Genomic DNA, 11963 nt, shown 5'->3' on the forward strand with positions numbered 1-11963 from the left:
CATGGCGCGCCCCGTTGCTGCGACCATCGCGATCGCTCTGATCGGGACGGCCCTCGTGGTGACGGTCCTGGCCGGTCGGCGCTCCGGCCGGACGCTGCGCAAGCTGCGGTCGCGCAGTCATCAGCACGCCATGGCCGCCCGGCCCGCGGCCTACCGCGTGGCCGGCCAGCTGCCGTGGTGTCCGCCTTTCGGTGGGGTGAGCCGTCAGCCGTCGTTGCTGTCGGGATGATCCAGGAGGTAGAGGGCGCTGCTGGTGGCGGCGACGCCCGCGCCGTCGGGAGTGCAGGTCAGCGCCTCCACCGAGCCGACATAGCCGGCCTTCTCCCACGTGATGCCATTCGGGCTGAACCAGGCGTAGCCGGCGGTGTCGACCCCCCACATTCCGCGGTCGCCTCCACTGATCAACGCCAACGCAGGCGCATCGGGCATTGGTGTGAACGAGCGGCCGCCGTCGGTGCTTCGTGACACACCATCAGGGGTCACCGCCCATACCCCAGCGGGGGTGATGGTCAGCGCGGCAACCGGCACCGCCGCACCCGCCGTCCAGGTCGCTCCGCCGTCGCCGGAGACCTGCAGCCCCTGCCCGTCGGACCCAATGAGCGCACTGCCGTCGGTGGCCAACACATGGAAATCGGTTTGCCCGGACAGCGATCGGCTCGCCCAGGTGCGGCCGCCGTCGCTGCTGGCACGCAAACCGAGTGGGTTGGCGGCATCACTGGAAGGTCCGGGGTGACCAGAGGACACCAGGTTGTCGGTGCCCGAAACGCCGGATAGCCCCATGAAGTCGTCATCGGAGTCGCCGACCCGCACTGTAGCGCCGGTTTGAGGATCGATGGCGAAAAGACCGCTGTGGGTTCCCGCCAGCAGTGTTCCCCCGGCGGCGCTGTGCAGACCGTGCAGGTGCGTCAGCGGAGCGTCGAGGGTGACCGAAGCGACCGTCGACGTAACCGCGCCGCCCGGCTGCTGTTCAAGGGTCGGCGAGCAGGCCGCAAGCACCACAGTCGTCAACAGCAAAATCACAATGGCGGCGGTGTTGGCCTTCATTGGTGTGAACTGCTTTCGGGTTGTACCGATCGACGCCGGCTCGGTTGACGAAGTCATGAACGCCTGTCCACCTTACGACTGCTCACAAAAACCCATCGCAACCCCGCAGGCGTATATGGCCGAGACGATTCAGGCGCTGGCTATGACGACGGCATGGCCGGACTGCGCAGCGCGACACCGCTGCCAGCCTAGCGCGGATGCTTCTGCTGACGGCGCTGCTGGGGGGCATCGTCACCATGCACGCCGTCACGGCAATGCTGGGACACGACCCCGTGCACAGCCCATCCGCTGCCGTCGACCACCACGCCATGGGCGGCGGGCACACCGACCCCGCTGACCAGCCGTGTCACGGCGACAGCTGCAACCAGCGGCACACCGGCCTGCACGGCTGCGCGTTCGTCATGACCGCCATCTCGTTCGTGACGGGCCTGGCGCTGCTGTGCTGGGTCGGCATGACCCGTACAACACTGATTCCCCTGCAGCTGCACCGCCGTTGCGGGCGCCGTCAACGCGCGCCACCCTGGACGGTCCTCTACCCTTTCCGAACTGTCGATTCTGCGGATCTGACAGGCGCTAGTCGCATGGCCGCTCGTCGCGAGCGGGCTCACGCGTCGACACCTGTCCTGATCCACCTCTTTCGACAATTCGCAAAGGAATCAACAATGTTCACCTCCAGCACCACCGCCAAAACCGTCATCGCCGTGGCCGCTGCCGCGGCAGCACTAATGGTCGCCGGGTGTAGCGACAACACCTCCAGCACGTCCGCCTCGCCTACCACCTCCAGTTCGCCCGGGATGAGTGGATCGATGCCGGGAATGGACCACGGCGGCTCATCGGCATCGGCGGCCCCGAGCGCTACGCGCAGCGACTTCAACGATGCCGACGTGATGTTTCTGCAGATGATGTATCCCCATCACGCCCAGGCCGTTGACATGGCGAAGCTCGTTGCGGGCCGATCCCAGAACCAGCAGGTCATCACCTTGGCCGCGAACATCGAGAAGGCCCAGGCCCCGGAAATGGACCAGATGACCACGCTGCTGCAAAGCTTCGGCAAGCCGGCCCCCGCCGCCGACATGGACATGGGTCACACGATGCCGGGAATGATGACCGCCGAGCAGATGACCACGCTCAACGGGCTGTCGGGCGCGGCGTTCGACAGGATGTGGCTGCAGATGATGATCGATCACCACACCGGCGCCATCGACATGGCCAACACCGAGCTGAGCGATGGCACCAACCCCGACGCCAAAAAGCTGGCGCAGGCGATCATCGCTATTCGGCCATAGGCCAATGTATTTATTTACCAATGGTTTTCGCCACCACAGCACGGCGACCACAAAGCGCCGCGTAAGACACGCCGCGCGCACCTGACGATGGCGGAGAGCAAACATTGGCCGCACTGCTGTCTTTCAGGGGTCGCTGAGGAACATCACGACCCGGTTCTATCCGACTGTGCAGCCGATCATTTCAGACCCTCAAACGGTGGGACGGTTGCTGGCATCTCTCCGAGGTGCGGCGCTCAGACGCGCGACAGTCCGGTCACATCTCCTGAATGGTGACCGTTCCCGTCGCGCACAATGGCATCTGATCGCGTGGACTCATCGGCGAACCGGTGTGGTTTGTGCCAGCTGGGGCGCTAGATGGCCGGTGTGATCGAGGCGATGCAGAGCCAGCGCCGCCACCAGTCCGACCAAAGCCATTCCACCCCAAAGGAGTTCGCCGGCCCCGGCGTCACGGGCGGCTTGCAACAACGCACCGGTGGCGAGGTTGCCTGCCAGGATGCCTACCCCCACGATGGTGTTGTAGAACCCGTAGTGGGTCGCCACCAGGCGGTTACCCGCCAGCGACACCAAGGTGTCCATCTCGAACGGGAAGACCGCTGCCGATCCGACTGCCAGCAGTCCCGCCGATGCCAACACGGCCACGATGGCCGAGGTGGTGCCGAACCGCCCGTTGTCGGGAACGACCACCAACGGAACGAAGGCTGCGGCCAGAATGGTCATGCCGATCGTCAATGATCGTCCGGCCCCCCACCGGGCGGTGAACCATCGGGTGATCCGCAGCTGCCCACCGACTGCGACCAGTCCAGAGACGACGAATACACCAGCGACGATCAGTGACTGGTGATCGGGCGCGAGCACTGCAGCGTGTAGGGGCAAGGCGAGATACACCTGGAAGCTCAACACATAGGAGCCAATCATCGCCGCCGCGAACCACAAGAATGATCGATTGGCCACGACGATGCGCCAGCCTTCGAGAACGGTGGTCCTCTCGACGGCCGGGTCGGTACCGTGCTTTGGCAGCGCGAACAGCTGCGCCACGGTCAGGACGGCGAACACCGCCGCCGCGACGGCCGCGGCCATGCGGAAGTCCACCACCATCAGCGCCAACCCTGCCAGCGGGCCAGCGAGGATGCCCGCCTGGTAGAAGACGTTGAACATCGCGAACGCTTCGACCCTGCGCGGCCCCGAATCGGCGGCCAGGTAGGCGCGCACCGCCGGGTTGAACAACGCACCGGCGAAACCCGTTGCTGCTGAGGCGATAAGGATGGCAGGCAGCGAGTGCGCGACGACAAGCAGCCCGAACCCAGCGGTGCGCAGCAGGCAGCCGGCAACGATGAGCGGCTTATAGCCCAGCCGGTCGGCCAAAGTGCCGCCGATGATGAACATGCCCTGCTGGGAGAAATTGCGTACGCCCAGAACCAGGCCGACCGCCCAGGCCGCAAGGCCGAGCGGTCCCGCCAGGTAGCCGGCCAGATACGGCATCAGCATGTAGAACCCGAGGTTGATGCCAAACTGGTTGACCATCAGCATTCGACTGGGCCAGCCAAAGCTGGCGAACTGCCTGACCCCACCCATCAGCGGGCGCCTCCCACCGGATCCAGCACGTTGAGGCACCGTGTCCAGGACGTGACGACCCGCTCAGTCGGGGTCGCGACGACGCCGGGCTCAGCCGGCGGTTGCCCTTCGAGAAGGCCGTGCTGGTGGCAATACTCGTCGTTGTAGACGGTGTCGAAGTAGCGCTGCGGCCCGTCGGGGAACACGGCGGCGATCGTGATGTCGGCCGGGTAGGTGCGAGCGACCCAACCGGCGACCAGGGCTACCGCGCCCACGCTCCACCCACCACTGGCGTAATGGGTTGCCGCCAGGGTGCGAGACGCCCACACCGCTTCGGCCGGGGCCACCCACTGCACCTCATCGAATGCGTCGTAGTCCACGTTGCGCGGATAGATACTCGAACCCAGTCCACGCATCAGGCGGCCGGCGGCAGGCTGCCCAAAGATCGTCGATCCCACCGTGTCCACCCCGATCAGCCGCAGATCCGGATTGAACTCGCGCAGCACCCGGGCCACCCCGGCGGAGTGACCGCCGGTGCCCACCGAACACACCAGCACGTCGACATGGCCGAGTTGGGCGTCCAACTCCAGCGCTAGCCCCTGATATGCCTCCACGTTGTCGGGGTTGTTGTACTGGTCTGGATGCCAGGCGTGTGGATGGGCGGACAGCAGTTCTGCCACCCGGTCGCGGCGGGCCTGCTGCCAGCCGCCCTGCGGATGCGGCTCGGTCACCACGTCGATGTCAGCACCGTAGGCCGAAAGCATCCGGTGCATGATCGGTTCCATCCCCGGGTCTGCGACGAGGGTGACCGGGTGTCGGTAGGCGGTGCCGGCCAAGGCCAACCCCAAACCTAGTGTCCCGCTTGTGGATTCTACGACCCGAGCGCCTGGACGCAGATCGCCGCGGGCCCGGCCCCGCTCAACCATGTGCATGGCGGGCCGGTCTTTCATGCCGCCGGGGTTGAATCCCTCCAGCTTGGCCCAGAAACCGCGCGCATCATCGCTGAATGGCGCCGATATCCGCAGCACCGGGGTGTGGCCCACCATCGTGCCCGGCCGATGGTTTCGGCCCAGGCCGCGGTGTCGCAAGGAATGAAGATCAGAGGAATGAACGGACAGAACATCGGTCATATGGGTGTCTTTTCTGCATCGGAGCCGCGATGTGGCTTCGCGGCAGCTGAAAATGGGCAGCGGTCGACCGGGCCGTGCCCGTGTGGGCGCGGTCAGTCTGGCGGCTGCCCGATCAGCGTCGCGCGATGCAGAGCCGGGTCAGCAATTGGCGGCCCGACGGGGTTGAGGCCTGGCCTGGTGGTGGGCCGCACACCGTCACCCGGACCCCGTGGTCGCGGTACATCCAGGCTCCCGCGACGGCCAGCCCCAAGACGATCAGCAGTGTGGCCGCCCGGGGCAACACCCCGGTGGCGAAGGTGTCCGGCGACACGGCCGACCACGCTTGGATATGCGGGTGATCCACCACGACAGCAAACTCATCAACCAGCCCCGTGGTGACGGTGTGAGGCGTATGGTCCTCCGAACCCTCCGACCAGGGCAACGCCGCCTCACCGCCGACGAGCAGCACCCAGAACACAACCGTCAGCGCTATCGCCGATTGCAGTCGCTTCTTCGCGGGGGCGTCTTTGTACCTCACAATGTCGCCCACAGTAGCAGCTGCTGCGTCCACCCCCGGTGACCGGCCAAGTCGACTCCATGTCGTTATGCAGTCGCGATGCGGCGTTCACGCCGCGCGAGCGCCGCGGACGTACCGATGTGTCGTGTGCGTCGATTGCCGGTGTGATGCAAGTCATTTCGTGATCTTCCCGAGTCGGCGCGGACAACCGTAACCGTCCGTGCAGGTCAACTACTGTTCTGATACGTAGTACGTGTCCGCACGTGTGGTCGCTGCCGCCGACGGTCCAACGATTGCTCGGCTGCCGCTCTAGGGCATAGCTCCGCCGCCATCACACCGGTACCAGTAACCACACTGTCACCAGCATTCGGCCTGTGTTGGCCGCTCGATCAAACTCCTCGGCAACCCTGAAGACAACATCCTCTCGCGCCGCCAGGCAGGCTTCGGATCACCCGTACCCGTCGGTGGGCAGGTGCTCGAAGCGGACATCTCCGCGACGGATGGTACTAGTCAGCTAACTTGACAACGCAGTTCACAGGTTGGGCATGCAGGATGTGTGTCACAGCGGCGCGGCATCGATACCCGGCATGCTCCCCCGACCACGTCCCAAGGGTCCGGCGTGGCGGTGCTGTCCTCCCGGCTCTTGCGCAGGTAGTCGAAGTTGAACGACCGGAAGAACCGCGTGTAAAAGGTCCTAAGTCTCATCGACCCGCCCGATCTGCAGACGGCTTGGTTTGCCGCGGCTCAAGGGTAACCATCACCACCGACTCAACCGAAGCTCTGAGGACGCCGGCTCAAGCGAGGAGCCGGCCTGACTTTCAGCGTTACTTCGGCGGCTCACGCCGATGCCTCGCGTTTGCCGATAAGGACCACTTAAGTCTCCCGAGTCCGCGAAAGGCTTTCGGCTGATTACCTTTCTGCGGCCACGCCTTCGCGGCGGATACTCGCCTGCTGGATTGGCGAAGTTGCACCATGGGCGCTGAAGGGCCCGCCCAGCTGGGTGGAAACGCACATCGGGACAGGGCGCCGGCGCGAAGCCTGTCACGCGCAACGGTGATGGGACCGGTTTGAGCTGGGTTTAGCCACGGTCATGGGACCACCCGTTCGCCAGTAATGGGACCACCCGGCGTGTCGCGCCGGGGGCCGCTCGATGACTGGGTCGGATCGCTTCACGTCGATCGATGTGAAGGGGTCCGCTGGATGTATCGGGAGGTTTCGGTCATCGAAGTGCGTGAAGTGTTGAGGGCGTGGCTGGCCGGTTCGGGGTTTCGGACGGTGGGCGCGCAGGCAGGGGTGGACCGCAAGACCGCGCGGCGCTACGTGACTGCGGCGGTGATGGCGGGGTTCGATCGTGACGGCGGTGTCTGCCAACTCGACGACGAGTCGATCGGCATGGTGGTGGCTGCGGTGCGCCCGGACCGCCCGCAGGGCCACGGGACTGCATGGGAAGCGTTGTGCGCCAAACATGATCGCATCAGCCGATGGGTCAAGGACGGCTTGACGGTGGTCAAGATCGGAGACCTTTGGCCCGCCAGGGTGTGGTAGTGCCGCCGCGTACGCTGCACCGCTATGCGCTGAGCGCACCGAGTATCGCGGCCGGGGTGGCACCGTGCTGGTGGCCGATGGAGATCCTGGGGTGGAGTGTCAGATCGACTTCGCCCGGATGGGCATGGTGTTCGATGCCGGCCAACCTCGAGCCACGCCTCGTCTCCCAGACCGCTGCGCCAATGCGAGTCAGACCTAAATGCTTCGCTGGCCGTAGCCGACCAGTAATTCCGTGCATCGCTGATTCTGTGTCAGATCGCCTGCGTCGGGGTGGCCCGACCTGCGGCTTTCAGTACTCGGTGCACGCGAGGCACTAGTAGCGGCGGGCATTGTGAAAGGGCGACGAATCCACGGGCGCCACGCGAACTGGGGTGCCGTAGGTCGAGGCGTGCACCATCATTCCGTCTCCGATGTAGATCCCGGCATGGGAGACATCGGAGTAGAAGGTCACGATGTCGCCGGGTTGCAGGTCGGGTCGCGCGACGGCTTGGCCGCCGCTGGCGAGCGCCTGGCTTGAGTGCGGCAACGATCTGCCGGTCTGTTGGAAGGCCCACATGATCAGGCCCGAGCAATCGAAGGCGTTCGGTCCGGAGCCGCCCCACGAATAGGGGGATCCGATGCGGGTCATCGCCGCTTGAACCACGGCGGCGTTACCGGTGTCCTGGCCAGCGTCGGGAACTGTGCCGGGAAGGGCGGGGTCGTCCCTTGGTGCGCCGTCGATGGGCGGTGCGGTGTCGCCGCCGGCCAGCACGTCGGGTCCTGGCGCCGGCGCAGCCACAGGGGGCGGCAAAGCGGCCAGCGCCTCCTGCTGGTCGGGGGTCAGCGCGTCGTACTGGGATTTGACTGCTGCGATCTGCGCCTTTAGCTGGCTTTGCTTGGCTTGCAATTCGGCGCGGACGGCCGCGGCCTGCTCTGCGGCGGTGCGTGCCTCGGCAGCCGACGTGGCCGACGCTTGTTCGACGGTGTCGGCTCGTCGGCGCGCATCGCGGAAGCGGGCCATCGTCGTCGTCATTTCAGTGCCCATCGCGTTCTGCAGGGCGAGTTGGTCGATCAGCTGTTGCGGCGAGTTCGCCGTCAAGATGCCGGTGAGCCCGCCGGTAGCTCCACCCACATACTCGCTGGCGGCAACTTTGTCGACCGCGAGCTGATACGTGGCGAGCTCGGTCTGCGCGGCTTGGACAGCGGCCAGGTCGTCGGCGTGCTGTCGTTCCGCGGTGTCTTGCGCAGCCAACTTGTCGGTGAGGCTGAGCTGTGCCGAATGCATGGCTTCGGTGGTCTGTTCAGCCCGTCGCGACAGTTCGTTGAGTTGTGCCAATGCGTCCGCCGCGGGATCGGCTCGCACGTCGGCAGCGATGGCACCCGTGGACACGGCGAGGATCGCCACCAGACCGATGCAGAGCCGCCGCAGCGCAGTTGCCACTCGATGAAACCTGACGCGTGCATGGGGGTTGGGCGCGGGCCGTTGTGAAATGAACTGCACTAGATCTGCCAGTCCTGCGCGCCGTCGTTCTGGTTGTACGTGCCGACGGAGTTCTTCACGACGACGGGGTCACCGCTACCGAAGTTGTCGAAGAACCACTGCGCGTTGGCCGGGCTGAGATTGGGGCAGCCGTGGCTGACGTTTCGCTTGCCCTGGTCGGCTACTGACCACGGCGCGCCGTGCACGAAGATGCCGCTGTTGTCGATCCGGACCGCGTCCTGGACCTTCAGTTTGTAGCCTTCCGGGGAGTTGACGGGCACCCCGTAGGTCGAGGAGTCCATTACGAGGTCGGCGAACTTCTCCAGCACGTAGTAGGTGCCATTCGGGGTTTCGTAGCCCTTCTTGCCCAACGACACCGGGAACGTCTTCTCCAGCTTCCCATTACGCACGATCTCCATCTGGTGGGTCTTGTCGTCGATGGTCGCCACCAGCGAATCCCCAGTCCTGAAGCTCGATTTGGTGCCGGCCGCGTCGACGTTGACGTTGGTGTTCGCCGGCCAGAAGTCGATGGGCCGCCAGCGCACCTGCGTGTCACTCATCCAGTAGAACTTGCCGGGAACCGGCGGGGTCGACGAAATGTGGATCGCCTGCTCGGCCATCGACCGGTTGGCGATCGGCCGCTGGAAGTTGATGTAGATCGGCTTGGCGACGCCGACCATGGAGCCGTTGGTCGGGTTGAATGACGGCGGCAGGAACGGCGGTTGCCCGGTAAACGGTGTGGGGTTCTGCCCGACCGGCGTGCCCTCGGGAGTGACCCCCGCGGGTGCGGCCAGCGCGTCAGCCGGCGGCGGAGGGAACGGGCCAGCCGGTGGTGGCGCCAAGGGGAAGGCGAGCGGCGGCAGAACCTGGAGGCCAGCAGGACCTGGCTCCGGCGCGGCCAGTTCGGCCGATACGTCCACCATTGTCGGGTCGTCTGGCATCGTGTCCGGGTCGGCTATGGCGGGTGCGCTGCCAACGATCAACCCGGCCGCGCACACTGCGCCAGTAAACGCCGCAGGAGCCCATCGCGGCATCCCTTACCTCCAGTACAAGCTTCGCTCTTAATCGGTTGCGTAAATCGCCTAAATCGGTGGCGGAATCGGCACGGGCGGGCAGCACGTCTGCATCGCAGAGGCCACTGCCTCGCAGCAGGCGCACATTTCAGGATCCATGGTCGTGACCGTTTCGTTGCCGGGCCGTGACCAAGAACCTACTGACTTGAACAGTACGTTGCAAGATAGTGGATCCTCTGACTGCGCCCTCACGACTCCTGCCGCCGATGTTCATCAGCGTTGCGCGTGATCTGCGGGCAGCTTCGCTGTCCATTGGCGGATCGCCGAAACCTACCCAACGGACGCGTAGCTCAACGGCCCTCGATTGGTTCGGTAGCGCATCCCGGCGACACAGGGTGCCACTCGGCGTGTCGGTCACTTGTCGGCGAGCCGGCTGGATGGGAACGCGAGTGCTGCGAGCGTGTTGCCCCCTCACGCCCGCCCGCCCGCGCAGGCGGCCACACCGGTCATCTAGCCCCGTCGGCGCCCGTGACGTCGAGGCGGTCGGCCGAGGTGGTCATGGTCAACGAGTGGAGCAGGATCAACGCTCAGGCGACCGCTCGTCTGCAGCATCGCCCGAGCGTTCGATCGCCCCAATGTCCCGGTGAGGGCGGCGGTTACGTGTCCTCATCCGGTTGTGCCGGGTAGGCGTGGATGAGCGCGGTCGACAGCTTCGGGACCACGTGGGTCAGGGTGTGTTCGGCGTGGTGCGCGACTCGGTGGGCGTCGTTGAGGCTGGCGTCCGGGTCGACGTCGAGTTCGGCGTCGGCGTGCAGTCGATGCCCGATCCACCGCATCCGAACGCTGCGAACCCCCACCACGCCGGGTTCCTGCGCGAGGGCGTGTTCGGCGGTGTCGATGAGCTGAGGGTCGACGCCGTCGAGGAGTCGCCGGAACACATCACGCACCGCGGTGCGCAGCACTGCCACGATCGCGACGGTGATCAGCAGGCCGATTATCGGATCGGCCAAGGGATAACCCAGTGCGACCCCGGCGGCGCCCAAGACCACTGCCAGGGAGGTGAATCCGTCGGTGCGGGCGTGCAGACCATCAGCGACGAGGGCCGCCGACCCGATCTGGCGGCCGACCCGGATCCGGTAGAGGGCGACGAGTTCGTTGCCGAGGAACCCCACCACCCCGGCGGCGGCGACCCAGCCCAGGTTGTCGATCGAGACGGGGTTGATCAACCGCCGGACCGCTTCGTAACCGGCGATGATCGCCGAAAACGCGATCATTAGGACCACGAATAGCCCGGCGAGGTCCTCAACGCGGCCGTATCCGTAGGTATACCGCTTCGTCGCAGCGCGGCGCCCGACGACGAACGCGATCCACAAGGGGATCGCGGTCAACGCGTCGGAGAAGTTGTGGATAGTGTCGGCGGCCAGGGCGATCGACCCCGAGATGATCACGATGACCACTTGGAACGCGGCCGTGATGCCCAACGCGACCAAGCTGATCTTGACCGCCCGGATCCCGATGGCGCTGGACTCCAGCGCACCGTCGACACTGTCGGCCGAGTCGTGGCTATGTGGGGCGAAAATCTCACGCAATACCCCCCGTAGGCCCGAAGGATGGTCCTGGTCGGCCTGGTCGTGGCTATGCCCAGAATCGTGCACGTGCTCGGCGGCCCCGCTGTCGTCGTGGCTCATGACCTGGTCGCCTTTCGGGTTTCGCGAAAGGGTAGCGATGTCAGGTCTCGGTCGCCGCGATGATGGCCCGGGACACCGGGACCGGCGTGCTCAGCGTTGAAAACCGCATCGGTCACCAAGCGGCCCACGTGTTCGTTTTCCAGTGTGTAGAAGATCGTGGTCCCCTCTCTGCGGGTGCGGACGAGCCGGGCCATGCGTAGCTTCGCCAAGTGTTGGGACACCGACGGCGCCGGTTTGTCGACCGTCTCGGCGAGTTGGTTGACCGACAGCTCCTGATCCACCAGCGCCCACAAAACCTGAACCCGGGTGGGGTCTGCCAACATCCGGAACACTTCGACGACTAAGCGCACTTCGTCGTCAGCCAACGGCTCATTAACTGCGTTCATACGCAGATAATAGCTTAGAGAAGTTGCCGCCTTCCCCATCAGATACCCCCTGGGGCACTGTGGTCGAAGGTGCCAATACCCCCACCGGTACAACCGGCGTACAAGATGGTCGGTGACGACGAGGCTATTGCTGTGGTGCTCAACCGACTCCGTCGGGCACACGGTCAGTTGGCCGGGGTGATTTCCAAGATCGAGCAGGGCCGCGACTGCAAGGACGTCGTCACCCAGCTCGCTGCGGCATCCCGCGCTCGGGACAAGTCCAGGTTCAAGATCGTCGCCATCGGTCTGCGGCAGGGCCTGACCGGCGAGACGCCGGAGAACGCCCAACCGATGACCGAGGCCGAACTTGAAAAGCTCTTTCTAGC

Annotated in this window: 11 protein-coding genes and 1 pseudogene; 4 read left to right on the forward strand and 8 right to left on the reverse strand. The window is 65.5% G+C overall.

Features of this window, described 5'->3' with window-relative positions; translation table 11 throughout:
- Positions 1-229 (forward strand): annotated as a pseudogene (locus VET27_RS22705) (hypothetical protein); the annotation flags it as partial.
- Here VET27_RS22705 and VET27_RS22710 read toward each other — a convergent pair.
- Complete coding sequence (locus VET27_RS22710; protein ID WP_526521860.1) at positions 205-1044, reverse strand: F510_1955 family glycosylhydrolase; 840 nt, start codon at positions 1042-1044, stop codon at positions 205-207. The pseudogene VET27_RS22705 and the gene VET27_RS22710 overlap by 25 nt on opposite strands.
- A 662-nt stretch (positions 1045-1706) precedes the next feature.
- Between VET27_RS22710 and VET27_RS22715 the strand changes: the two genes are divergently transcribed.
- Positions 1707-2330, forward strand: coding sequence for a DUF305 domain-containing protein (locus VET27_RS22715; RefSeq protein WP_526521868.1), 624 nt, complete (start codon positions 1707-1709; stop codon positions 2328-2330).
- 312 nt (positions 2331-2642) lie between these two features.
- Here the strand turns inward: VET27_RS22715 and VET27_RS22720 are convergent, their stop codons facing one another.
- The 3 genes from VET27_RS22720 to lpqS all read right to left on the reverse strand — a co-directional run bounded on the left by VET27_RS22720 (position 2643) and on the right by lpqS (position 5528).
- The gene (locus VET27_RS22720) at positions 2643-3902 is read right to left on the reverse strand and encodes an MFS transporter (RefSeq protein WP_526521861.1); all 1260 of its coding nucleotides are present in this window, start codon (positions 3900-3902) and stop codon (positions 2643-2645) included.
- Complete coding sequence (locus VET27_RS22725) at positions 3902-5011, reverse strand: PLP-dependent cysteine synthase family protein (RefSeq protein WP_526521862.1); 1110 nt, start codon at positions 5009-5011, stop codon at positions 3902-3904. The genes VET27_RS22720 and VET27_RS22725 overlap by 1 nt, the downstream gene beginning before the upstream one ends.
- Before the next feature lie 112 nt (positions 5012-5123).
- Complete coding sequence (lpqS, locus tag VET27_RS22730; RefSeq protein WP_526521863.1) at positions 5124-5528, reverse strand: putative copper homeostasis (lipo)protein LpqS; 405 nt, start codon at positions 5526-5528, stop codon at positions 5124-5126.
- A gap of 1206 nt (positions 5529-6734) precedes the next feature.
- On the opposite strand from lpqS, the gene VET27_RS22735 reads away from it, so the two are divergent.
- A complete protein-coding gene (locus VET27_RS22735; RefSeq protein WP_526521864.1) occupies positions 6735-7052 on the forward strand; it encodes a hypothetical protein in 318 nt (105 codons plus the stop codon).
- 313 nt (positions 7053-7365) lie between these two features.
- Here the strand turns inward: VET27_RS22735 and ripC are convergent, their stop codons facing one another.
- The 4 genes from ripC to VET27_RS22755 form a co-directional block, all read right to left on the reverse strand.
- Positions 7366-8472, reverse strand: coding sequence for a peptidoglycan hydrolase RipC (ripC, locus tag VET27_RS22740; protein WP_526521865.1), 1107 nt, complete (start codon positions 8470-8472; stop codon positions 7366-7368).
- Positions 8473-8531: 59 nt separating this feature from the next.
- Positions 8532-9545, reverse strand: a complete 1014-nt coding sequence (locus VET27_RS22745; RefSeq protein ID WP_526521866.1) for a L,D-transpeptidase — start codon at positions 9543-9545, stop codon at positions 8532-8534.
- A gap of 635 nt (positions 9546-10180) precedes the next feature.
- Positions 10181-11212 (reverse strand): cation diffusion facilitator family transporter, encoded by a 1032-nt coding sequence (locus tag VET27_RS22750; protein ID WP_526521867.1) that lies wholly within the window; start codon positions 11210-11212, stop codon positions 10181-10183.
- Positions 11209-11598 carry an ArsR/SmtB family transcription factor gene (locus VET27_RS22755; RefSeq protein ID WP_526521869.1) on the reverse strand — a complete coding sequence of 130 codons (390 nt, stop codon included), beginning with the start codon at positions 11596-11598 and terminating at the stop codon, positions 11209-11211. Before VET27_RS22755 ends, VET27_RS22750 begins: the two co-directional genes overlap by 4 nt.
- Before the next feature lie 105 nt (positions 11599-11703).
- Between VET27_RS22755 and VET27_RS22760 the strand changes: the two genes are divergently transcribed.
- On the forward strand, positions 11704-11963 hold a 260-nt coding region (locus VET27_RS22760), incomplete at its 3' end, for a metal-sensitive transcriptional regulator (protein ID WP_526521870.1).

This window comes from Mycobacterium sp. (genome assembly GCF_035633495.1).
In the GTDB taxonomy this organism is placed as follows: Bacteria; Actinomycetota; Actinomycetes; order Mycobacteriales; family Mycobacteriaceae; genus Mycobacterium.